Consider the following 26,295-nt stretch of genomic DNA (forward strand, 5'->3'; position numbering starts at 1 on the left):
ATAATTTGTAACAACAAATATACTAAAAAATGTTCTTATCTGTGCTAATTTTGTAACCTAAAATAAAACGAAATGGCACGCGCAATTGTACATATGGATTTGGACACTTTTTTTGTGTCTTGTGAACGATTGAACAACTCTCAATTGGAAGGAATTCCGTTAATAATTGGTGGTGGTGATCGTGGTGTTGTGGCTTCCTGCTCGTATGAGGCAAGGCGTTTTGGGGTGCGTTCCGCGATGCCTACAGCCATGGCGCTCAAATTGTGTCCACAGGCCAAAGTGATCAAAGGCGATATGGAACGCTATTCGCAATTATCGCACACAGTGACCGAAGTAATTCAAGAAAAATCACCTATTACGGAAAAAGCGAGTATTGACGAATTCTATTTGGACATCACCGGGATGGATCGTTTTTATGGTTGCTACCAATGGACGAATGAACTCGCAGAACGAGTAGTAAAAGAAACTGGATTACCCATAAGTTTTGCCTTATCTATTAATAAAACGGTTTCGAAAATTGGCACAGGCGAAGGAAAACCCAAAGGGCATTTAGACATTCCCGAAGATCGAGTACGGGCATTTTTGAATCCGCTTTCAATTCAGAAAATCCCCATGGTAGGCGATGTGACTTTCCAGACGTTGTCGCGTATTGGTATTCGAACCATACAAACACTGTCCGAAATGCCAGCCGAAGTTTTGCAACGCATGATTGGAAAAAATGGTGTCGAAATTTGGAAAAAAGCCAACGGAATCGACAATAATCCTGTCGAACCCTATACAGAAAGAAAGTCGATTGCCACCGAACATACTTTTGTGCAAGACACGATTGATATGGCACATCTCAAAGCAATTTTGTGCGGTATGGTCGAAAAACTGGCTTTCCAATTGCGATCCGAAGAGTGGCTAACCTCAACAGTAGTAGTGAAAATTAGGTACGCCAATTTTGACACCGAAACCAAGCAATGCAAAATAGCCTACACCTCAGCCGATCATTTACTGACGAAGAAAGTTTTAAGCTTGTTTGAGGTGCTCTACCAACGCCGAATGCGATTGCGACTGGTAGGTGTCCGTTTTAGTGGTTTGGTACGCGGAACCTATCAGATAGACCTTTTTGAAGACACACAGGAAATGCTTTCGCTTTATGCTGCTATGGATAAAATGAAAAGTAGGTATGGGTTTGATGCGGTGATGCGGTGTGCAGGTGCCGCTTTAAAACCGAATATGAAGAATACCATTTTAAAACGTAATTTTTAGTTTGTCGTATGGATTTATTCAGATTAAAATTTAAACACAGATTTCACAGATTAACACAGATTATATATTAAACTTATCTGCGAAAATCAGCTAAATCTGCGTGAAATAAAAAAATTAGCACGCAGATTTCACAGATTTTTGCAGATTTTTTCTTGGTTCATCAACGTGAAATAAAATACATCAATCAAGTATCGTTTGTCAGGCTGAGCTTGTCGAAGCCCCTTTAATAAAAATATACCATGAAATAACGTGTCGCTTGTCAGGCTGAGCTTGTCGAAGTCCTATTTACAAACAACAATGATAGCGCTTCAATAAAACGCAAAACCTTTTTTCAACGAAATACTTTAAAATAAATTGGAACACAGATTTTTTATTAAATCTATCTGCGAAAATCAGCTAAATCTGCGTGAAATAAAAAATAGTAAACATGATGAAATAACTATTTAATAAAAATATAGAACATACTGGCACGCAGATTTACACAGATTGTCGCAGATTTTTTCTTGGTTCATCAACGTGAAATAAAATGCATCAATCAAGTTTCGTTTGTCAGGCTGAGCTTGTCGAAGCCCTACTTACTAAACAACAATGATAGGCTTCAATAAAACGCAAAACGTTTTTCAACGAAATACTTTAAAATAAATTGGAACACATATTATATAGTAAATCTATCTGCGAAAATCAGCTAAATCTGCGTGAAATAAAAAACAGTAAGCATGATGAAGTAGCTATTTAATAAAAAAATTAGCACACAGATTTCGCAGATTGTCGCAGATTTTTTCTTGACTCATCAACGTGAAATAAAAAGTATCAATCAAGTATCGTTTGTCAGGCTGAGCTTGTCGAAGCTCCTTTACTAAAAAACAACAATGATAGGCTTCAATAAAACGCAAAACCTTTCTCAATGAAATACTTTAAAAGAAATTGGAACACAGATTATATAGTAAACCTATCTGCGAAAATCAGCTAGATCTGCGTGAAATAAAAAACATTAAACAGGATGAAATAGCTATTTAATAGAAGTAAAAAATAAATTGGCACGCAGATTTATACAGATTTCGCAGATTTTTTCTTGACTCATCAACGTGAAATAAAAAGTATCAATCAAGTATCGTTTGTCAGGCTGAGCTTGTCGAAGCTCCTTTACTAAAAAACAACAATGATAGCGTTTCAATAAAACGCAAAACCTTTCTCAATGAAATACTTTAAAATAAATTGGAACACAGATTATATAGTAAACTTATCTGCGAAAATCAGCTAAATCTGCGTGAAATAAAAAATAGTAATCATGATGAAGTAGCTATTTAATAAAAAAATTAGCACACAGATTTCACAGATTTTCGCAGATTTTTTCTTGACTCATAAACGTGAAATAAAAGCATTAATCAAGTATTACCTGACGGACGAAAACCCAAACCCAACGAAGCATTTCAAAAACAGAATTTCTTCCCAATTTATCTGAGAAAATCTGTGGAATCTGTGTTAAATAAAAATTACAAATATCATTTTATACCTATTATGTACCTCAATTGTCATTCTTTTCATTCCTTACGCTACGGCACGATTCCGCTTGACGATTTGATCGAAAAGGCTGTTCGGTCAGGTGTTACCGCTATGGCATTGACCGATATCAATACCGTTACGGGAATTTATGATTTTATTATCGAATGTAAAAAGGTAAGTATTAAACCAATAATCGGAATTGATTTTCGTTCGGATAATGAATTTCGATACATCGGTTTAGCCAAAAACGCGAGTGGATTGGCAGAGATGAATCGGTTTTTGACCAAGCACAATTTCGATAAAACTCCTTTGCCTATTGAAGCTCCTGCCTTTGAAGCGGTGATGGTTATTTACGCTTTCGCGAAAGCGCCAATGGTACTTAAAACCAATGAATATATAGGTATCCGCCCAGAAGAAGTGGGGAAGTTGTTTGGTTACAAAGGAAGTCTGGATAAAATGGTGGTGCTACAACCGGTGACTTTTCGAACTAAAAAAGAATACCAACTCCACAAAATTCTACGAGCGATTGATAACAATGTTTTGTTGTCCAAATTAACTCCTGAAGCTATTGCAACGCCCTATGAAGTCATGGTGGAAGAGGAGCGTTTGCGAGCTGTTTACAAAGACTATCCACAATTGCTTGCCAACACCCAAATGATTATGGATAGTTGTGATTTTCAATACGATTTTGCGACTCCAAAAAATAAAAAACATTACACCAATTCGAGCGAGAGTGATATTGCGTTGCTCACTACTCTCGCGCATCAAGGCATGGAATGGCGGTACGGAAAAAAGGATAAAATTGCTCTAGAAAGAGTGCAAAAAGAGCTCAAAGTGATTCACGAATTGCAGTTTAGCGGTTACTTTTTGATTACTTGGGATATTATTCGGTACAGCAACAGTCGTGGTTTTTTGCATATTGGCAGAGGAAGTGGTGCCAACTCGATTATTGCCTATTGCCTTGGAATTACAGATATCTGCCCGATAGAACTCGATTTGTATTTTGAGCGTTTTTTGAATGAAAACCGCAAGAGTCCACCCGATTTTGACATTGACTGGAGCTGGCAAGAACGTGATGTGATTTTGGAATACATCTTCAATCGTTACGGATACGAAAATGTAGCTTTTTGTGGTACGAATGTCGAGTTCAAATACCGTTCGATATTTAGAGAAGTCGGTAAAGTTTTTGGTTTACCTAAAGAAGAATTGGACCATTTGGCCAAAAACCCGATGCGGTTGCAGCAAAGCAATAGCGTGGTCAAAGAGGTTCAAGAATACGGCATGTTATTAGAAAAATATCCCAACCAACGCAGCATGCATTCGTGCGGAATTATAATATCCGAAGAACCCATTACCAATTACACACCTTTAGAAATGCCCCCAAAAGGTTTTCCGATTGTGCTTTTTGATATGCATGTAGCCGAGGCGATTGGTTTCGAAAAATTCGATATTCTGAGCCAGCGTGGTATTGGGACCATTGATGATACGGTAAAATTGGTCGCCAAAAATAGAGGGATTCAGATTAATATTCGAGACACTTCCCTTTCGAAAAATGAAAAATTGGCCAATACTTTTTTGGCTCAAGGAAAAACCATTGGTTGTTTTTATATCGAAAGTCCCGCTATGCGTGGATTGCTACGCCGATTGCAATGTGATAATTATAAAACATTGGTGGCGGCTTCGTCTATTATTCGTCCCGGTGTGGCCAAGTCGGGTATGATGAAAGAGTATATTTTCAGGCATAACAATCCTTCTCAATTTGAATATTTCCATAAAGTATTCGAAGAGCAATTAGGCGAAACCTACGGCATTATGGTTTATCAAGAAGATGTGATTAAAATTGCGTTGCACTACGGTGGTTTGCCTGCTGCCGATGGTGATATTTTGCGTCGTGCAATGAGTGGCAAAGGACGTTCGTTGGCGGCATTACAAAAAGTAAAAGACCATTTTTTTGCCAGTTGTGCCCAGCAAGGACATCCCGAAACGCTGAGTCAAGAAATTTACCGACAGATAGAATCCTTTGCGGGTTATTCCTTTTGCAAAGCGCATTCGGCCTCGTATGCAGTGGAGAGTTACCAGAGTTTGTACCTCAAAGTCTATTATCCGGTTGAATTTATGGTGGCGGTCATCAACAATCAAGGTGGTTTTTATCGCACGGAAGTCTACGTGCACGAAGCGAGAATGGCGGGCGGAACGATTCATAATCCTTGTGTGAATAAAAGCGAATTAACTACCACTTTATACGGCAATGACATTTATTTGGGTTTTATGCATTTACAAGGTTTAGCAGAAAAATTGGCGGGAGAAATTGTGCGAGAAAGAGAATTGCAAGGCGATTATTTGTCCTTGGAAGATTTTTGTAATCGCGTAAAAATCGGATTAGAAAGTTTGAAACTATTGATTTTTATAGGTGCTTTTCGCGAAACAGGCAAAACCAAAAACCAATTGCTCATTCTGGCGAGTTTACTGTTTAATTCGGCTCCAGCAGATCATCAAATGCTCTTGTTGCAAGAATCGGTTAAGGAGTACCAACTACCTAAATTGGAGCGTTCTCGATTTGAAGATGCTTTTGACGAAATAGAGCTCTTGGGTTTTCCCACTTCGTTTACGCCTTTTGACTTGTTACAGACGTCTTTTCGCGGAAGCGTAATGGCGCAGAATTTAATACAACATCATAAAAAACAGGTCCGAATGTTGGCCTATTTAATTTCGAGAAAACAAGTTCCTACTGCTAGAGGCACGATGTATTTTGGTACTTGGATCGACTATGAAGGTACTTATTTTGATACCACTCATTTTCCGGATAACTTGATCGAATATCCTTTTCAGGGTGGTGGCTGCTATTTGTTACTAGGTACTGTTGAAGTCGATTATCATTTTCCAACGCTTACCATCTTAAAAATGGCCAAACTCCCTTTTGTGCCCGACCCAAGATATTCGGATTCGAAAGACCATCAATTTATCACCCAACAACGCATGAAGGAAGATGTGAGTAGTACACAAAGAGCACCTTATCCGCAAGCACATGAGATTAATTTACCAAGATATAAAATGAACCCATCCGAAAGGTAACAATGATTAATCGGTGACTGTACTATTCTCATTGGTATAAAAGCTACCAATCAGTTTTATCTTTTGCCTTTATTGTAAATAAATTTATAAAATGGTGATTTAATTCCTCCGTGACGGTATACTCTCGCACGGTTCCGTTTCTTTTAAGTGCTACTTTTTCAATAGAAAAATCAGTGGTGGTTTCCAGGTCCTTGGCATTCTCTACTGTATTCGACCCAATTCTATAAAAACGAATATTGAAAATAGATACTCTATATCTGTTTTCTTTAAATTCAATTCGGAATTCGCCAACGAGTTCATACAACCTATCATTACCGAAATTAGTTTTTTTTATAAATCCACTACTATCCGTCTTGAAATCTAATCTTGGATTATTTTTTAACTCTGAAAAATTCTCAACACCTACATACACTTTACGCCAAATGATAAGACTATCCTCTACGATAAAGTTATTGTTTTGACCAAAAGAAATACTTGACAGCAGCAGCAATACTATAATAAGAATTTTTTTCATAAAAAATGTTTTTAATCTGTTCCTTGAATTCGAATTAAGAGTACATCCTTATCGCTCTTTGAAAACATTTAACAAAAACAATACCACAATAAAAATGATAAAAAATAACTCCTCGCCTGAAAACTAATTAGAAATAACTTTAATTACTGCCACAAAAGCTATACTGATCGAAAGCATATCTTAAAATTATGACAGTGTTTCTGTTCTTTATTTTTCGGAATCACTTCCTATTTGATACTTTATATTCGAAGTAAAATTTTAAAACGGAAACTCCACTTTTTACTCCAACTAAAGCATTCTGCCTCTTAATTGAAATTAAAAATTAATACCTGATTCGGAATTTAGAATAAGGAAAACACTGAACTGTTCTTTTGCAATTTAAGTTGAATCACTACAATCTGAAAATTGTCGGACAAGAACAATTCAAAAACAATACTGCATCAATACCTTCAAATAGTATTTTTAAAATTTGTTACCAATAGTCTAACTTCTATTATCCGTACTTAAATATAAATACAAATAACTAGTAATCAGCTACTTGTATTTTTAAACACCTAAATATGGACAATTATTCATGCCGCTACACTAGCAGTTATTTTTAATTAGCGATAACTTTGAGAACAGTAAGTTAGTTGCATAACAATAACTATAACGAGCCAAAAACTAAAACCAATCGTCATGCCTACAACTATTGAAAACCCATTTACGACAACCTCTAGAGTAGTTAAAAGACATCATTCTTCTCAAGTGGCTACTGACCTTATTATTAGTAACCTCATGCAGGTGGGAGAAATCAACTTTACTGTTAACGAAAACGACACCTTTATTGTTGGGTCAGCCATACCATTATCTCCGTTAAAACTAGAACAAAATAACCAAATGGACTCTGGGTATTTCTTAGAGAAACATGAACTCGGAATTATAAATATTGGTGCAAACGGAACCGTTGTAGCAGATGGTATAGCGTACCAATTAGGACCTAAAGAATCTTTGTATATTGGATCAGGTACTAAGGAGATTATTTTTCACAGCGAAACAATCGACAAACCAGCTTTGTTTTATTTTAATGCTGCAACAACACCAACGACCTATCCAACCCACAAAAATGCCAATCTTGTATCTGCTGCCGAAAAATCATTTGATAACGAACTACCCGATTCTAACAACCAAATCCTAATTGGAGGAACCATTCAAACGCACCAATTACAAATGGGAATAACAGAATTAGAAAAAGCAGATATATGGAATAGAGAACCATACCAAGAACAAAAAGACACAACCGAAATCTATTTTTATCTAGACGTACCCGAAAATCAAACGGTTTGCCATTTTACAGAATGTGACAATCAAATGAACCACATCTGGATTAAAAATCATCAAGCAGTTATTGCCTCTTCTAAAGGAGTGTCCTCCGGTTTTGGAACTACATCTTTTTCTTTTATTTGGGGAATCACTACAACCAATTCACTTGCTAATAGCAGCGAAACAGCAAAAATAAATGTGATGTAAACCCTAAGAACCGATAGGCTATAAAAAGCATTTTTTAATAAAGTTAGAGTAGCGTACTACCTAATGATTTAATCATCAACATATTTCGACTTCGGAAACTTACCATTCCGTCCTAATTAATTCGGTTTTTGACAACTATTCATTTCCAATTATTATCAAACTACTTTCTTTTAAAGAAAAAAAATCGATTTCAAAACCATTAAAAAAACATGAATACAATATTTAATTTAAACAATAAAATAGCACTTATTACTGGCGGTGCAGGCGTTTTAGGCAGCAGTATGGCCAAAGTTTTATCTAAAGAAGGCGTTACAGTAGGTATCATTGGGCAAAATATGGAGAAAGCGCAAGGAGTGGTTACCCAAATCGAGTCACAAGGCGGAAAAGCATTTGCCATAAAGGGAAACGTCTTGAACCAAAAAGAAATGGAGGATATAAGAGATTTTATCCTAGAAAAATATGGACGCCTAGACATCTTAATCAATGCAGCAGGTGGCAATATGCCGGGTGCTACCGTAGGTCCAGATCAACACATGTACGATTTAAAAACAGCCGATTTACAACAAGTAATCGATTTAAACATCATAGGAACGGTATTGCCTTCACAAGTGTTTTCAGAGATTTTTGCAAAGCAAAAAAATGGCGTAATCATAAATATTTCATCAGCATCAGCAGAACGTCCTTTGACAAGAGTGGTAGGTTACTCGGCTTCAAAAGCGGCCATCGATAATTTTACAAAATGGATGTCTGTTGAACTAGCATCAAAATATGGCGAAGGCATACGTGTTAATGCCATTGCACCCGGATTTTTTATTGGAGAGCAAAACAAAGCACTTTTATTACAACCTAATGGTGAACTAACTGATCGAGGTTTGAAAATCATAGCTCATACACCCATGGGACGTTTTGGGAATCCTGAAGATTTAGATGGTGCCTTACTATTTTTATGTAGTGATTTATCCCAATTTGTAACCGGTACAATCCTAAAAGTAGATGGCGGATTTAGTGCCTCAAGTATTTAACCCAAACTATAATAGCTAAAAATAGACAACATGCAACAAACACTGAGATGGTTTGGACCCAATGATCCCGTTTCACTTCAAGATATCGCTCAATCAGGAGCCACTGGAGTGGTAACTGCATTACACCATATTCCAAACGGGCAAGTATGGGAGATGGAAGAGATCATGAAGCGTAAAAAAGAGGTTGAAGCTGCAGGTCTGACTTTATCCGTTATTGAAAGTATTCCTGTTCATGAAGATATAAAAAAACAAACCGGTAATTACTTACAATATATCGAAAACTACAAACAAAGTATCATCAATTTAGCGCAATGTGGTATCCGTACGGTATGCTATAATTTTATGCCTGTTTTAGATTGGTCTCGCACGGACTTAGCTTACGAATTGCCCGACGGTTCAAAAGCATTGCGATTTGATATAACTGCTTTTGCAGCATTTGAATTATTTATTTTAAAAAGACCATCGGCTGAAAAGTCCTATACTGCTGATCAAATAACCGCTGCAACGCATTATTTTGAAAATGCGACAGCAGACGAAAAAAAGAAACTCCAACAAAATATATTAGCGGGATTACCTGGTGCCGAAGAAGCGTATTCAGTTGATGACTTCCTGCTCACATTACAAGCGTATGAAGGTATTGATAGCCAAAAACTGAAGAACAACTTGTTCTTTTTCCTAAAAGAAATAATTCCGGTTGCTGCAGCGCACCACATTCTTATGGCAATCCATCCGGATGATCCACCATATCCAATATTAGGTCTACCCCGCGTGGTTAGTACGGAACAAGATTTAATCGAGCTAATGGCTGCTTGTGATTCTCCTTCCAATGGTTTTACCATGTGCACGGGTTCCTATGGTGTGCGAGCTGATAATGATTTAGCTGGAATTGTACGACGCCACGGCGATAAAATGAACTTCATACACCTACGCAGCACGCAACGCGACGAACAAGGAAATTTTTATGAAGCTAACCATCTTGAAGGTGATGTAGATATGTATGCCGTAGTAAAGGAAATTATAGCGATTGAAATTAAAAATAACAAAAGCATCCCTATGCGCCCTGATCACGGCCATCAAATGCTTGATGATCTAAAAAAGAAAACGAATCCCGGTTATTCAGGTATTGGCCGCTTGCGTGGACTAGCTGAACTACGTGGATTAGAAATGGGAATAAAAAGAAGCCTTTAAAAAAACCTTATGTCAAAAACTTTCATAACTGCCGATTTTTTGCTCCACAATGCAACAGCAAAAGTGCTGTTTCACGACTATGCCAAAGCACAGCCCATATACGATTATCACTCGCATTTGTCTCCAAAAGACATAGCCGAAAATCGCCAATTCGAAACCATTACGCAATTATGGATCGCAGGAGATCATTACAAGTATAGAGCCATGCGCGCCAACGGAATTGATGAAAAATACATCACTGGAAATGCGTCTGATCTAGAAAAATTCAAAAAATACGCCCAAACCCTACCCTATACTTTAAGGAATCCTTTATATCACTGGTCACATTTAGAGCTTAAAAATTACTTTGGTATAACAGAACTCCTTAACTCTGAATCAGCAGAAAGAATATATCATACTTGTAATGAATTACTACAAACCTCCGCATACAGCGTTCGTAATTTATTACTTAAAATGAATGTTAAAATGATTGGAACTACAGATGATCCAACCGATGATTTGCAGTACCATAAACTATTAAAATCAGCCCAATTTGAAATAAAAGTTTTACCCACCTTTAGACCCGACAAGGCTACTGAAATTGAAAAAGGACCTCTTTTTCTTGCTTGGGTACAAAAGCTAGAAGCGGTTGTGGGTTATGAAATTACTGATTATGTAACCTTTTTACAGGCAATTGAGTCGCGTCACGACTATTTCCATGAAGCAGGTTGCAGGATATCGGATCACGGACATTCTAATTACTACGGCTCACCGTTTACCGATGAAGAAGTGGCTATTATATTCAAAAAAGGATTACAGTTACTACAGCTATCTCCATTAGAAATTGAAAAATACAAATCATCCATCTTGAATAAAATGGCAACCATGAACCACAAGAAACGGTGGGTACAGCAATTTCATGTGGGAGCCATTCGCAATAATAATGCTAAAATGATGGAACTTTTAGGGCCTGATCAAGGATTTGATTCTATTGGTGATGAACTTATTGCTGAAAACATGAGTCGATTTTTTGGTCGATTAAGTCTCGAAAATGCTTTGGCTAAAACAATTGTTTACAATTTAAACCCTCGTGATAACGAAGTAGTAGCTGCCATGATAGCCAATTTTAACGATGGTTCTAGTGCAGGCAAAATGCAATATGGAGCAGCTTGGTGGTTTTTAGATCAAAAAGATGGCATTCAAAAACAGCTTGACGTACTATCTAATTTCGGACTATTGAGTCGGTTCGTAGGCATGTTAACCGATTCTAGAAGTTTTTTATCATTTCCACGTCACGAGTATTTTCGTCGCATACTGTGTAATGTTCTAGGTGAGGAAGTCGAAAAAGGAGAATTGCCAAATGACATGGCGCTTCTAGGAGAATTAGTTACCAACATATGCAGTCAAAACGCTGTAGATTATTTTGGTTTTACCAAAGAGTAAGATGATCAAAACCAGCACTAACCACTAAACCATCAATTATGAATACCCAAAATAAAACCATTGGAAATTATCGTTGGACCATCTGCGCACTACTCTTTTTTGCCACAACCATAAATTATTTAGACCGTCAGGTACTTAGTCTTTTGGCTCCAACCCTTTCTGAGAAATTCAATTGGTCCAATACCGATTATGCTAATATTACTGCCATATTTCAATTCGTTTACGCTATTTCAATGCTTTTCGCGGGACGAGTAATCGACAAAATAGGAACTAAAATGGGTTACTCCTTAGCGATAGCGCTTTGGTCCATTGGTGCAATCATGCATGCGTATGCCATTCCAATTGGTAGTTCGATGAATGCTGTTTTTGTTTGGGTGGGATTGGGAGCTGTTCCGGTATCTATATTGGGTTTTATGTTCTCACGCTCTTTCTTAGCTTTTGGAGAATCTGGTAATTTCCCTGCTGCTATTAAGGCTACCGCCGAATATTTCCCTAAAAAGGAACGTTCCTTAGCTACCGGAATCTTTAATTCAGGTTCAAACGTTGGGGCGATTTTAGCACCACTTACCGTACCTTGGATCGCTCAACATTGGGGATGGGAAAGTGCATTTATCATAATTGGAGCCATCGGATTTGTGTGGATGTTTCTCTGGCATTTTTTCTATGAAAAACCAGAGAATCAAAAAAGATTGTCTGCAGCCGAATTGGATTATATTTTAGAAGATGAAACTGTAGAGCCAATAGTAGCTCAAGACACCGAAAAAGAAAAAATTTCTTGGCTTAAATTGCTCAAATACAAACAAACATGGGCCTTTATTTGTGGTAAATTCATGACCGATGGTATTTGGTGGTTCTTCTTGTTTTGGTTACCAAAATATTTAGAAGCACAATTTGGATTGGTAAAAACAGAAATTGCTTTGCCGCTTTCGGTCTTATACAGCATGACCATGATTGGTAGTATTTATGGTGGTTATTTTCCTATGTACTTCATCAACAAAGGCTATAATGCTTACGAAGGCCGCATGAAAGCGATGTTTATCATTGCATTATTTCCTCTTGTTGTGCTTTTAGCGCAGCCTTTGGGAGCCATCACCTATTGGATTCCAGTACTCTTAATTGGTGTAGGTGCCTCCGCTCATCAGGCTTGGTCAGCTAATATTTTCACCACAGTATCTGACATGTTCCCTAAAAAAGCAATCGCCTCCATTATAGGAATTGGAGGAATGGCTGGGGGAATTGGTGGTGTATTAGTATCTAAACTAGGTGGAGCCCTTTTTGATTATTATGAAATGTTAGGCCATATTCAAACGGGTTATACAATTATGTTTGTTATTTGCTCTGTTGCTTACCTTGCCGCTTGGTGTGTTATGAAAACGTTAGTTCCTAATTACGTAGCAGTTCAAGATTTATAATGGATTCTATTTCTAAATTTAGTATCAAATAAATGCAAAACGATTACCCAAATCGGCTAGTGGAAATACGTTTTAAAAAAGTTAAAATGAAAAGAAATAACCATATACTTTTGCTTGCCTTGGTTGTACTCTCGCTACTAACACTAAAGGGATATTCACAATCCAAAAGCGACTTGAAGCAACTATTCGCAAAGAATTCTGGAACTTACATTCCTGATTTCAGTTACGCGGGTTATCAATATGGCGAAAAATCAATTCCTAATCCACAAGCCACAATAGTTAATGCAACTGATTTTGGTGTTATTGCTAATGACAATCTTGATGACTCAAAAGCCTTACTCAAAGCTATTGAATCCTGTAAATCGCTTGCGGGAAACGTGGTCCTGCAATTACCAGCGGGAAAGATAATTCTAAGCAGCATCCTGTACATTGAACGAAGTAATTTTATTTTGCGCGGTGCAGGTACTGAACAAAATGGTACCGAAATCTATTGTCCACGACCAATGATGTATTTAAAAGATCCTGAATCATTGACAGAGTTGAGAGAATACCTGCTTACTTTTGACAAAAGACAAAGAGAAAAGGAGAACAACATCGATTTACCGTTTTCGCAATACGCTTGGTCAGGCGGAATGATTTGGACTCAAATTCCTGGGGAACGCGTAAAATCCTACTTAGAAAAATACGACCCTCAGCTCAATGTCCTGGCTAAAATCACCGCTGGAAAAAGAGGTGATTTTACCATTACCGCCACTGACATCAATTCGATTAAAAAAGGAGATGTAGTCGAATTACAATTGTTTAACAAAGACGGCCAAAACGGAGAGATTATAAAAGCGTTATACAACAATGCAGCCGTAACACCGGGTTCCCATCATTGGCAATTTCCAACGCTGCCACTTGTAAGACAACAAGTCGAAGTTGTAGCGGTCCAAGGAAATAAAATTACGTTAAAAGATCCCTTAATGATTGATATTAAGGCTGCCTATGCGGGTCAATTAGTCGAATGGAAACACCTATCGGAAGTTGGAATCGAAAATTTCCGAATTACTTTTCCTGATGCGCCACGAGTTGCACATCATGTGGAGCCGGGTTACAACGGTATTTTCTTAACAAGATTATTTAATAGTTGGGTGAAAAACGTCCTAATCCACAACGCAGATAGTGGAATTTTAACCGAAGAAATCGCCAACACTACCCTAGAAAATATCACAACCGAAGGTACAAATCTAGCCCACTATACAGTAGCTTTGGGAGGCGTTCACAATATATTAATCAAAAACTTAAAAGTGTACAATGAGGCGGTTCATCCTTTAAGTTTCAACACTTTTTCGACTAAAAACGTTTATCAGTATTGCACGGTTTACAAATCGCCAATTTTAGATCAGCATTCAGGACTCAATCATCAAAATTTATTTGATGCCACGACCGTTTATATTGAACCTAATAGCTCCAATAGTTACCCTGTTTTTGGAGGTGGCGGAGCTGATTATTGGAAACCGTCACATGCTGCTTTTAGTGCCTTTTGGAATTTAAATGTACAAGTTCCACAAAGTTTTAAAGACAAAACGATCGTTTTAAATGGGTTAAAAGACGGGCCTTTTGCCTCTTTAATTGGCGTACATGGTAATGCTACTTATACTGTTTCATACGAGCCAAATGCAACAATTAGTTTAACAAATCAAGAAATGATTGCAGTTCCATCGCTATACGATTACCAGCTACAGGCGAGAACTAAATAAATGCTACGCTTTAAAAAGAACCGTTAAAATCAATTTATTTTTTTTAACTTTCCCTTTTAATCAAGCGCCAACCTCATACATGAAAAGAATATTTTTAATTAGCTGCTTACTGTGCTTCGTTTTTAGTGCAATAGGACAAAATAGCAACTACCGATTTAAAAATATTACCACAGCTGACGGGCTGTCGCAATCAGCAGTAATTACTATTTACCAAGATAAACTAGGCCAAATGTGGTTTGGTACACGTGACGGCCTCAATAAATATGACGGTAGCAAGTTTACGGTTTATAGAACTGATAGCAGCAACAGTTCTATCAGTAACAATGACATTTTATGTATCACTGAGGATAAAGATGGTTTTTTTATGGATAGGCACCTACAACGGCTTAAACAAATACAATCCTGCTACTGATACTTTTCAACGTTATTTTCATACGCAAAAACCAAATTCCTTAAGCAACAATGCCATTTGGTCGATTAAAGAAATTCAGCATGAAATTTGGATTGGTACCTCCAAAGGATTAGCTATTCTAAATAAAAAAACAAACCAATTTCGTAACTATTACCATCAAAATCAAGACTCCTCAACTATTACGAGTAATTACATTTTGAATATTAATACCAGTCCGAATGGTAAAATATGGATTGGAACTTCCAAAGGTCTTTGCCAAGCTATTCCAAATACAAAGAAAGGGTACACTTTTAAAACCGAAGAAAAAAGTAAAGCAGCCGCCCTTTTTATTCAAACCACCCAAATAGATAAAAAAGGAAATTTATGGATTGGTACTAAAAACAAAGGGTTACACTATTTTAATACCAGTACGGAACAGTTGACCCCTTTCCAAAACACGAATAGTTCAATCGGAATGGATATTAGAGCCTTAACTATTGATCGCAACAATTCGTTGTGGATTGGTACTTATAACGGAATTGCAATAGTAAATAGTAAGAACGAAATCGAAACTATTGGCAATGAATCCAACCCCAACATTGATAAAGTAAAAGCGCTCTATGCTGATCGCAATGGCTCTATTTGGATGGGATGTTACTACAAGGGGATTAATTTATGGGATGCATCCAATGGGAATTTCATCAACTACAACCAACACACAACCGTAAAAAAATTAAGTTTCGATGTCGTTAGTTCGATCGCAAAAGATGAAAACAACACTATCTATTTTGGAACAGAAGGCGGCGGGATAACTGTTTTTGACCAAAATAGTGACAAAACCAAGTCCCTTTTTTTAAATTCAGGAGCCAAAGGAGCTAGCAACGATATCAAATCATTACACTACTCTAACGATCACACACTGTGGATTGGAACATTTTCGAGTGGTATGATGGCCTACAACACGTTGACCAAGAGTCAAAATACAAAAGCCATAAGTCCCGAATTACAAGCCGTACTAGAAGACACAGGCGTTTATGCAATTACCGAAGATGATGCTGGTGTGTATTGGATTGGAACCTTTGGAAAAGGACTAATTCGCTATTACAGCAAAACAGGCAAATTTAGTGTCTATACCACTGAGAATTCTTCTTTGACAAATAACCGAATTAGAACCGTATTGGTTCAAAAAGACAAAGTTTGGGTTGGAACACAAAACGGTTTGACACTATTCAGCACCAATAAAACTTCTGGAAATAAGAAAATAGGCTCAAACTATTTTTTCGATTCAAAAACACTTTCAGGAGATGATATTTTAACCCTTTTTGCTGATCATCAACAAAATATATGGGTAGGAACGAAAGGCAAAGGTTTATTTATCCTTAATGGTAAGCAGTTTAAAAACATAAAAATAAACGCCAAAACTGAGGTCGTTACTGCCGTTCATGCTATTCTTGAAGATGACAAACACAACCTTTGGCTTACCACCAATCAGGGAATAATTAAGTACAATACCGTTTCAAAAAAAATGATCACCTACGATCAAAAAGACGGGGTTGCTAGTAATGAATTCAATGATAATGCGGCACTACAAATAAACAAGGAGGAGTACTATTTTGGAGGACCCTCGGGAGTTACCTATTTCAATAGTAAAAAATTAGCACTTAACAGCTACGTTCCACAAGTCCTACTTACGAGTTTATCCATCAAAAATGAGCTTGTAAAACCTGATCCTAATTCTGAAATTTTATCGAAAAATTTACTGTACACGGATAAAATAAAATTGCGCTACGATCAATCTAATTTCACCATAACGTTTGCAATTCCCAATTACATTCGTTCCAAAAACAATCAATACCGCTACCGTCTTGTGGGATTAGACAACAGCTTTACCACTACAAAAAACCCTCAAGTTTCCTTCGCTATTCAAAATGCAGGTACTTACATTTTAGAAATATATGGTGCTAATAATGATGGCATTTGGAACACCAAACCTACCCGACTGCAAATTGAAATTACACCTGCACCTTGGAAAAGCATTTGGGCCTACCTACTCTATTTTTTAGTTGTAGCAGGCACAATTTACCTTGTAATTTGGATTTTTAATTCTAAAGAAAAGCTCAAGCAAAAATTAGAATTAGAGTACCAAGAAACAGAGCGAATAAAAGAAAGCAATCAAGCTAAATTAGAGTTTTTTACCAATATTTCTCATGAATTCAGAACGCCTCTAACGCTGATTTCAGGTCCTTTACAGCAAATATTAGCCGAGTACAATGGTACAAACGAAATGTACAAAAAGCTTTTGGTGATAGAGAGCAGTACATCGCATTTACTAGATTTGATCAACCGCTTGATGGATTTCAGGAAATTAGAAAGCAATCAAACCAGCCTCGAGGCGGCCAAAGGTAACATTGTAAAATTCACTAAAGAGATCTACCTTTCCTTTATCGAGTTTGCTAAGGATGGCGGCTATACGTATACTTTTGAATCTACTGATGATGAAATTTATATTTATTTCGATCGCTATAAATTAGAGCGTGTTTTTTATAATTTAATATCAAATGCCTTTCGATATACGCCGCTTGGCGGAACTATTACTATTCGTATGAGTAAGGAGCAAGAGGGAATGCGTTTCGATATCGAGGATACAGGTGTGGGAATTGCTCCCGAGCATATTTCTAAAATATTTGAACTTTTTTATGAAGTACCGCTACACAATCAAGATGCACACCACATTTCTAAAGGCTCTGGAATTGGACTTTCGATAGTTAAAAATATCGTTGGACTGCATCACGGCAGTATAACTGTTCGCAATAAGGAGAAGCAAGGAGTTGTCTTTTCTTTGTTTCTGCCAAAAGGCAAAAAACATCTAAAAGAGAGCGACATCATAAAGGACTTTAAAATCAGTGACGATATTTCGCAATATACGTCGCAATTAAAAAAGCAAGATGCGATTGTATTTCAAGATGATGTAGCTGACTTGGTTTATGACGAATCAAAACCTACAGTGCTGATTGTCGAAGACCATAAGGTGCTGCGTTCTTTTATTAAAAACTTTTTAAAAGAAGATTACAATGTACTCACCGCTGATAATGGTAAAACAGGTTTGAAAAAAGCACTGAAATTCATGCCTAATATTATAGTTAGCGACGTAATAATGCCGGAAATGGTGGGAACAGAATTATGTGCTAAAATTAAAGAAAATCCGCAAACATCGCATATTCCTGTTGTATTACTCACGTCTAGATCGTCACTGATCTACAAATTTGAAGGACTAAGCAGCGGTGCCGATGACTATATTAGTAAGCCCTTTAACCTACAAGAATTTAAACTCCGACTAAAAAACATCCTTGATGCCACGAACCGCTTAAAAACCAAATTTAGCAGTGCCGATGGTTTTGTGCCGCAAGAATTAAATCTAACCTCATCAGATGAAGATTTGCTAAAAAGAGCTTTTAAAGTAGTCGAAGAAAACATTTCGAATGTGCAATTTGACATTCCTAAATTTTGCCTTGAGCTGGGAATTAGTAGAACCTTATTATTCAATAAAATTAAAGCAGCTACGACTTTTACTCCAAATGAATTTATTCATGAAATTAGGCTAAAGACCGCAGCTCAAATGTTAGAACGCAATAAAATTATTGTATCGCAGGTCAGTTACAAAGTAGGATTTAATAATCCGAAATACTTTGCCAAATGTTTTCAAAAAAAATATGGCATCACGCCAACGGAATATGCTGATAAATTTCATCACGATATTGATTAATTACTCCAAGTACTGATTTTATTAGCTCTAAAGCCTAATAAATGTACAATTGTACCCTTTTATTTGAATTTTCACAACCTCGAAAACCTTTAAATTTGTCCTACAGCTGATTTTTGTAGGCATAAAATAATGGTACATACTATTTGAATTTTTACAAAAGTGACTAAGTGATTACGATTACCAATCGCTGCTTTTTAAAAACAAAACATCACTAAAAATAAAAAACAAATGTGTCCTATTCGTATTGGAATCCATCTTCAAAAAATAATCAATATGCATAAATTTAGAATGTTGCTTACCACTATTCCGATGGTTTTGCTATTCGTTTCTTGTAAAATTAACAACACTAATAAAACCGCTTTGGGTCTAAAAACCACAGCACCCTTGTATGAAGCACGGTACAATTCCTTAGTTGAATATTCAGCTGATTCAATGTCCTTTCCTAGAAGCATGTCCCTACAAACTAATAAAGTAAAAAAAGTACCGTCTAAAGATTGGACTAGCGGCTTTTTTGTTGGCAATTTATGGCAACTCTATGCCTTGACAGGTGAAAATAGATTTAAGGACAAAGCCGAAGTTTGGAATAAGTATATGGAAAAAGAAAAATTAAATCGCACGACACACGATATGGGATTTAAAATTTTCTGTAGCTACGGCAAAGGAATTTTGTACCGTAAAGAAAATAAGGAAGCCTATGAAAAAGTTATCGTTGAAAGTGCAAATACTTTAATTACGCGATACAATCCAAAAGTTAAAGCGCTACGTTCTTGGGATTTTAATGCCGACATATGGGAGTTTCCAGTAATTATAGACAACATGATTAATTTGGAACTTCTGTTTGAAGCATCTAAAATAACTGGCGATGACACCTATAAAAAAATAGCTATAAACCATGCTAATACAACTTTACAAAATCATTTTCGACCGGACAACAGTACGTTTCACGTCATTGTTTATGATTCAATTAGCGGCAAGCCGAAAATGAAAGTTACCCATCAAGGATACAATGATGCGTCCTCATGGGCAAGAGGTCAATCATGGGCTGTATATGGTTTTACAATGGCTTACCGCTTTACAAAGGACAAAGCCTATTTAAAACAAGCCAAAGCCACTGCTAATTTCTTCATTAATCATAAAAACATGCCAAATGACGGGATTCCGTATTGGGATTTTAATGACCCTACGATACCTAATGCTCCCACTGATGCCTCCGCAGCGGCAGTGATGAGTTCCGCTTTACTCGAATTGTATCAATATGATCAAAATCCGGCTTATCTAAACTATGCCAAAAAGGTACTTGCTGCTTTTAATACGCCAAAGTATGTACTTGATTCTTCGGTAAAAGGACCATTTATTTTAGGTCACAGCACAGGAAACAAACCTAAAGACGACGAGATCGATGAACCAATCGTGTATGCTGATTATTACTTTTTAGAGGCATTATTACGTTTAAAAAACTTATAAAATCATGATTAAAACAGCGAATTCAAACCTAAGGCCAATAATACTTTTCTATTTCCTAGTATTTTCTTTTTCACTAGCTGCTGCTCAGGAAATCACAAACAGCACTAGCAGAAAAACCACTAACATTAATAACGATTGGTTGTATTATGAAAACAATACAGCTGATTATTTAACCATCAAAAAAAATACAGTTCCCCAAAACATCAATCTTCCTCATTCATGGAATAGCGAAGATGTAACCGATTTAGAGCCGGGCTACCGCAGGGCCGCGAGCTGGTATCAAAAAAATATTGAAGTTAAAAAAATAGATGTCTCAAAGGACTATTATTTGTATTTTGAAGGGGCTAATATTACAACCAAAATATATATCAACGGCCAACTAGCAGGAACGCACATAGGCGGTTACCTTGGATTCAAGATAAAAGCAACTTCTTTTCTTAAAGTAGGAGACAATGAAATATGGGTACGGGTTGATAACAGTTATGACAAAGAAATTATTCCTTCTCAAAAAAGTGATTTTTTCATTTATGGTGGGATAACGAGAGATGTTTGGTGGATAGAAATTAACAAAACCCATGTTCAAGATTTAAAAATAACGACTCCCCTAGTTTCTAACACAACAGCAACCGTTCAAATTAAGGCGGTGATTACAAATGATGAAACAGCGCAATTAAAAGCGACCTTGAAAAATCCGCAAGGAAAAATAATCGCTACGAAAACTGTAGCTGTTAGCAATAAAGAAGCGAGTGTAACCTTTAGCAAAATCAATAATCCTATGCTGTGGGATACTGAAAATCCCAATTTATATGTTGTAGAAACACAATTATTGGTCAATAAAAAGTCAGTCGATTCTCAAACAGAGAAAGTAGGTTTGAGATGGTTTGAATTCAAAGATCATGGTCCGTTTTATATGAATGGTAAACGATTATTGATTAGAGGTACTCACCGTCATGAAGAACATGCTGGCGTGGGAGCAGCGATGTCCAATCAACAACACCGCTCTGATATGGAAGCCATAAAAAAAATGGGAGCAAATTTTGTTCGCCTTGCACATTATCCGCAAGATCCTGAAATCTATAAAGCTTGCGACGAATTAGGACTTTTAGTTTGGGATGAATTGCCTTGGTGTCGCGGTGGAATAGGAAATGAAACTTGGCAAACAAACGCTAAAAATATGCTCACGGAAATGATTAATCAAAATTACAATCATCCTAGTATTATTATTTGGTCGTTAGGCAATGAGATGAACTGGTTACCTGATTTTGAAGATGGTGGCAATATTGAAAAAACTAATAGTTTTTTAACCGAATTAAACACGATTGCCCATCAATTAGATCCCTCTCGGAAAACAGCGGTCAGAAAGTATTATGAAGGTGCTGAAATAGTCGATGTTTTTTCACCTTCTATTTGGTCTGGTTGGTATTCCGGTAGTTATAAAAGCTATCAAAAAGCAATAGATATTTATAAAAAACAATACAAGCATTTTATCCACGCTGAATATGGTGGTGATAGTCATGTAGGCCGTCACAGCGAAAAACCTATTACTGGCGAAGGCTTAATTCAAGCAGAAGGATGGGAAGAAGCCATAGTACAAACTAAAGTGGCCAACATTGCCCAAATTGGTGATTGGAGTGAAAATTACATCGTAGATTTATTTGATTGGCATCTACATATCTCTGAAAATGACCCTGATTTCGTTGGTAATGTTCAGTGGGCATTTAAGGATTTTGCAACACCATTGCGCCCAGAAGATGATATTCCATACATGAATCAAAAAGGAATAATGGATCGCGCCGGAAACCCCAAGGATGCGTATTACGTTTTTAAAAGTTATTGGAGTAAAGAACCATTTACCTATATCGAATCTCATACCTGGACCGAAAGACAAGGCGAAAAAGGAAAGTCGAGAGTTCAGAGCGTATATAGTAATTGCGACCAAGTCACTTTGTATCATAACGGGAAAAGCTTAGGTCAAAAAAGTAGAGATATAAAGCTTTTTCCTGCTAGTGGATTAACTTGGGATGTAGCATTTACAGAGGGTAAAAATATACTTATTGCTGAAGGAAAAAATCTGAAAGGAACCATCGTAAAAGATACTATTGTTGTAAATTACAGGTTTGAAAAGAATTCCAATGCAACAGCCTTACAATTATCCTCAGAAAAGTTAGCTAATGGCAATTACTTGGTCACGGCCACGGCTATTGATGATAAAAATTTAAGATGCTTGGATTATGAAGATCGCATTTATTTTCAATGTTTGAGTGGTGGTAAAACCATGAAAAACCAAGGAACGCCTACCGGCACTGAAGCGATAAAAATGGCTAATGGCAAAGCATCCATAGAGGTTGTTCCAGATGAGAATAGCAAAGCAATTGAAATGACCGTCTTGAATCAAAATTTTAAAGGTGAATTTTTACAAATTCCTTTACATTAGCCTACTACTAAAAACAAATTGAACAGGAATAAAAAATAGAACCATTACATTTTAAAAACACCAATCATGGCAACCACTTACGATACGCGATATGCTTCCAGCCCAAGCGCTGTAAAAAAATACGACACAACCGAGTTACGCACTGAATTTTTGATCGAAAATTTAATGCAAAAAGGACAAATCAACCTTACTTACTCCCATTATGATAGGTACATCGCTGGATCAGCGGTCCCGTTAGAAGATTTAGTACTAGAAACCATCGACCCATTAAAATCCAATTATTTCTTAGAAAGACGTGAATTAGGAATTATTAATGTGGGAGCTTCTGGAACCGTTGTTGTGGATGGAGTCGAATATCAGCTGGCTCATAAAGATGCCTTATATATTGGATCAGGAAATAAAAAAATAGTCTTTACAAGTGATGACGCAACTAATCCGGCGCAATTTTATTTAAATTCAGCACCTGCACATACCACGTATCCAACGGTAAAAGTGAGTGTCGAGCAAGCAAACAAATTGCAATTAGGTGCAGTCGAAACCGCTAATCATCGAACTGTCAACCAAATGATAATAGGCGGAATCGTAACTACTTGCCAATTGCAAATGGGAATGACAGAGTTAAAAACGGGAAGCGTATGGAACACCATGCCAGCGCATGTACACGATCGTCGTATGGAAGTATACTTTTATTTAGACATACCCGAAAATCAAGCCGTGTGCCACTTTATGGGAGAACCTCAAGAAACAAGACACGTTTGGATGCATAACCATCAAGCTATAATCTCTCCGCCTTGGTCAATCCATTCCGGTGCAGGAACATCTAACTATACTTTTATTTGGGGTATGGCAGGAGAGAATCTAGATTATGCTGATATGGATGTTGCGAAGATAACCGACCTAAAATAACTAAAAATGGAACATTCATTATTTAATATATCAGGAAAAATTGCTCTTATAACAGGAAGTACCCACGGATTAGGATTGGCCATGGCTCGAGGTTTAGGTCAGGCTGGAGCAACTATAATTGTAAATGGCAACTCATCGCAAACTAAAATAGATGCCGCCGTTTCCCTTTTGCAAAAGGAAGGGATTCAAGCTTTTGGATTTAAATTTGATGTGACTAATGAACCACATGTAAAAGAAGCAATTGCTGCTATTGAAGAGCAGGTTGGTCCCATTGACATCCTAATTAATAATGCGGGAATCATCAAGAGAATACCATTGATAGAAATGGAAGTAGCTGATTTTAAAGAGGTAATCGATATTGATTTAGTGAGTCCGTTTATCGTTTCTAAACAAGTAGCAAGAGGAATGATCAACCGAAACAGTGGTAAAATAATAAATATTTGCTCGATGATGAGTGAACTAGGTCGCAACAGTGTAGGTGCTTATGCTGCTGCAAAAGGCGGTTTAAAAATGCTTACTAAAAATATGGCAACAGAATGGGGAAAGCACAATATACAAGTCAACGGAATTGGTCCGGGATACTTCGCCACGGAACAAACCGCGCCTATTCGAGTAGACGGCAATCCGTTTAATGATTTTATTATTAGTCGCACACCGGCCAATAAATGGGGTGATCCAAGTGACCTTGCGGGTGCTGCCATTTTTTTATCCTCGAACGCTAGTAATTTTGTTAATGGCCATATTCTTTATGTTGATGGTGGTATTCTTGCCACTATTGGCAAACCTTCAAATGAAAATTAAGATGAAAAAGTCGCTTGTTTACGCTGTATTTTTTAGTTCCTTGTTTGCTCTTGCTCAAAACGATCGTACGCAAAGAACCATTAGCATCACCAATAGCTTGCCAATTGCGCGTAGTTTTGAAACCATCAGCTTATCAAAAAAGCAGTTGCAACTTAAAAAATCAGATAAACTAGAAGACTTTGGTATCAAAGAAAAAGGAAATTCCTCTTTCTTAGTAACGCAAGTCGTTGATGAAAATTTAGATGGCGAAATGGATGTGCTTTTGGTTCAACCATTTGTTAAAGCGTCGAGCACCACAATTTTAGAATTGGTTTCACATAAAAAAACCGTAGTTGATAGCATCAGCTGTTATTCTCGGTTTGTTCCAGAGCGAACAGATGACTACGCTTGGGAAAATGACAAAGTAGCTTTTCGTACTTATGGCCCTCGCGCACAAGAAATGATAGAAAAAAACATCAAAGGAGGCACTTTATCAAGCGGTATTGACGCTTGGCTTAAGCGCGTTCCTTACCCAATCATCAATAAATGGTATAAAAAAACAACCAATGGTACTGGTTCCTACCATATTGATTCTGGTGAAGGTTTAGATAATTTTCACGTAGGGAGTTCCCGCGGTATTGGCGGAATCGCAGTGCAACAAGATTCGACTTACTATTTTTCAAAAAACTTTACATCCTACAAAACAATAACTACGGGACCTATTCGAACTAGTTTCATTTTAACCTATGCAAATTGGGATGCTAACGGAAAAGAAATTAGCGAAACTAAAACTATTTCCCTCGACTTGGGTAGTTATCTTTCCAAGTTTACCATAGCAATAACTGGTACACCTCAAGTTGCAGTTGGACTTACACTTCATGATAAAAAAGGGACCATAGGAACCAACGTAAAGGAAGGTTGGTTAAGTTATTGGGAACCAATTGATGATTCCGAAATAGGAAGCGGATTAGTGGTACCAAATAAAAAAATGACCCGTTTCGATCACTATGTAACAACTGTGCCCGATTTGAGCAATTTATACGGATCAATCGCTGTTAAAAGCAATAAAATCGCTTACTATGCGGGTTTTGCATGGAAAAAAGGGAGTCCGTTTCAAAATAAGCAGCAATGGGAAAAATATTTAAGTGATTTTTCGTTGAAAGTAAACCGTCCTTTGCACGTGAAAGTAACAAAAAAATAAACGGTGTTTGCTTTCAATCAATAAAATGGAAGCAAGCATTTATAATTACGTTCTGAATAATGGAAACATTCTTCTGTTAACCGCCCTTCTTACATCAAAAACAAGTACTAGATTGCATTGCAACTGGCCTGATGAACGATAGAAAAATTGCAAGAATTAGCTATAAAGCAGAGTTCATTTGCTTTTTGATGTAGCAGTACAGCTTGTTCAATTTGTTCTTTTTCTTTTACAATAACGGTAGGAAACAATCGAACTTCAATAAATCGGCCTCCTCCAGTATCTAAAACCTCTAAAGTGGCCTCTGCATCATCCTGATAGGACAAAATCTCAATTCCGTTTTGCTGACATACATACAAATACGACATCATGTGACAGGAAACTATACTGCTTAGTAGCAGGTCTTCAGGATTGTACAAGCTTGGGTCGCCTTTAAACGCTTTCGCTGCGGAAACGTGCAAGAGCTCTTTCCCTTCAATTGCTACAGAATGACTTTTTGTATATTTTTTTGCTGTAGCAAAAGTCGATTCCTCCTTTAGAAGCCAGCTTAATTTAGCTTTGAAGACCTGTTTGAAACTCATATACCTTCTTTTTTTCAAATGTAAGCAAAACACAGATAAATTGAAGCGCACAAAACCGCATTATGCCATTGCAATTGGAAAATTATGAAGTGACATTCAGAATACCAACACTTTAAAACTTACTTAGCTAATTCAATTTT

At 37.0% G+C, this 26,295-nt stretch carries 17 protein-coding genes; 15 read left to right on the plus strand and 2 right to left on the minus strand.

Going from position 1 to position 26,295, the window contains the following annotated elements; genetic code table 11:
* Positions 1-72 precede the first annotated feature (72 nt).
* Both dinB and ACZ2G0_RS14320 read left to right on the plus strand, forming a co-directional pair.
* Positions 73-1,254, plus strand: a complete 1,182-nt coding sequence (gene dinB / locus ACZ2G0_RS14315; RefSeq protein ID WP_470308194.1) for a DNA polymerase IV — start codon at positions 73-75, stop codon at positions 1,252-1,254.
* Between the two features lie 1,518 nt (positions 1,255-2,772).
* Positions 2,773-5,829, plus strand: a complete 3,057-nt coding sequence (locus tag ACZ2G0_RS14320; RefSeq protein ID WP_470309851.1) for a DNA polymerase III subunit alpha — start codon at positions 2,773-2,775, stop codon at positions 5,827-5,829.
* A 43-nt stretch (positions 5,830-5,872) separates the two neighbouring features.
* Here the strand turns inward: ACZ2G0_RS14320 and ACZ2G0_RS14325 are convergent, their stop codons facing one another.
* On the minus strand, positions 5,873-6,343 hold the full coding sequence (locus tag ACZ2G0_RS14325; protein WP_470308195.1) for a hypothetical protein: 471 nt from the start codon (positions 6,341-6,343) through the stop codon (positions 5,873-5,875).
* Positions 6,344-7,021: 678 nt separating this feature from the next.
* Here ACZ2G0_RS14325 and ACZ2G0_RS14330 point away from each other — a divergent pair.
* The 13 genes from ACZ2G0_RS14330 (at position 7,022) to ACZ2G0_RS14390 (ending at position 25,577) form a co-directional block, all read left to right on the plus strand.
* Positions 7,022-7,852 carry a 5-dehydro-4-deoxy-D-glucuronate isomerase gene (locus ACZ2G0_RS14330; RefSeq protein ID WP_470308196.1) on the plus strand — a complete coding sequence of 277 codons (831 nt, stop codon included), beginning with the start codon at positions 7,022-7,024 and terminating at the stop codon, positions 7,850-7,852.
* A 209-nt stretch (positions 7,853-8,061) separates the two neighbouring features.
* A complete protein-coding gene (locus ACZ2G0_RS14335; RefSeq protein ID WP_470308197.1) occupies positions 8,062-8,874 on the plus strand; it encodes an SDR family oxidoreductase in 813 nt (270 codons plus the stop codon).
* Positions 8,875-8,904: 30 nt separating this feature from the next.
* Positions 8,905-10,062, plus strand: a complete 1,158-nt coding sequence (gene uxuA / locus ACZ2G0_RS14340; RefSeq protein ID WP_470308198.1) for a mannonate dehydratase — start codon at positions 8,905-8,907, stop codon at positions 10,060-10,062.
* Between the two features lie 9 nt (positions 10,063-10,071).
* Positions 10,072-11,484: a glucuronate isomerase gene (uxaC, locus tag ACZ2G0_RS14345; protein WP_470308199.1), complete on the plus strand. Its 1,413-nt coding sequence runs from the start codon at positions 10,072-10,074 to the stop codon at positions 11,482-11,484.
* Positions 11,485-11,522: 38 nt separating this feature from the next.
* Positions 11,523-12,896: an MFS transporter gene (locus tag ACZ2G0_RS14350; RefSeq protein ID WP_470308200.1), complete on the plus strand. Its 1,374-nt coding sequence runs from the start codon at positions 11,523-11,525 to the stop codon at positions 12,894-12,896.
* Positions 12,897-12,982: 86 nt separating this feature from the next.
* On the plus strand, positions 12,983-14,638 hold the full coding sequence (locus ACZ2G0_RS14355; RefSeq protein ID WP_470308201.1) for a hypothetical protein: 1,656 nt from the start codon (positions 12,983-12,985) through the stop codon (positions 14,636-14,638).
* 79 nt (positions 14,639-14,717) lie between these two features.
* Positions 14,718-15,050: a two-component regulator propeller domain-containing protein gene (locus ACZ2G0_RS14360; protein WP_470308202.1), complete on the plus strand. Its 333-nt coding sequence runs from the start codon at positions 14,718-14,720 to the stop codon at positions 15,048-15,050.
* Positions 14,992-18,792, plus strand: a complete 3,801-nt coding sequence (locus ACZ2G0_RS14365) for a hybrid sensor histidine kinase/response regulator transcription factor (protein ID WP_470308203.1) — start codon at positions 14,992-14,994, stop codon at positions 18,790-18,792. Before ACZ2G0_RS14360 ends, ACZ2G0_RS14365 begins: the two co-directional genes overlap by 59 nt.
* 273 nt (positions 18,793-19,065) lie before the next feature.
* A complete protein-coding gene (locus ACZ2G0_RS14370) occupies positions 19,066-20,256 on the plus strand; it encodes a glycoside hydrolase family 88 protein (protein ID WP_470308204.1) in 1,191 nt (396 codons plus the stop codon).
* 4 nt (positions 20,257-20,260) lie between these two features.
* On the plus strand, positions 20,261-22,690 hold the full coding sequence (locus tag ACZ2G0_RS14375; protein ID WP_470308205.1) for a glycoside hydrolase family 2 protein: 2,430 nt from the start codon (positions 20,261-20,263) through the stop codon (positions 22,688-22,690).
* Between the two features lie 66 nt (positions 22,691-22,756).
* Positions 22,757-23,596, plus strand: a complete 840-nt coding sequence (kduI, locus tag ACZ2G0_RS14380; protein ID WP_470308206.1) for a 5-dehydro-4-deoxy-D-glucuronate isomerase — start codon at positions 22,757-22,759, stop codon at positions 23,594-23,596.
* Between the two features lie 6 nt (positions 23,597-23,602).
* Entirely contained in the window at positions 23,603-24,397 is a 795-nt protein-coding gene (locus tag ACZ2G0_RS14385; protein ID WP_470308207.1) for a gluconate 5-dehydrogenase, read from the plus strand.
* 1 nt (position 24,398) lies between these two features.
* Entirely contained in the window at positions 24,399-25,577 is a 1,179-nt protein-coding gene (locus ACZ2G0_RS14390; protein WP_470308208.1) for a DUF4861 family protein, read from the plus strand.
* A 107-nt stretch (positions 25,578-25,684) separates the two neighbouring features.
* Here the strand turns inward: ACZ2G0_RS14390 and ACZ2G0_RS14395 are convergent, their stop codons facing one another.
* Positions 25,685-26,155 carry an OsmC family protein gene (locus ACZ2G0_RS14395; RefSeq protein WP_470308209.1) on the minus strand — a complete coding sequence of 157 codons (471 nt, stop codon included), beginning with the start codon at positions 26,153-26,155 and terminating at the stop codon, positions 25,685-25,687.
* Positions 26,156-26,295: the final 140 nt, after the last annotated feature.

This window comes from Flavobacterium sp. KKT103 (genome assembly GCF_055640565.1).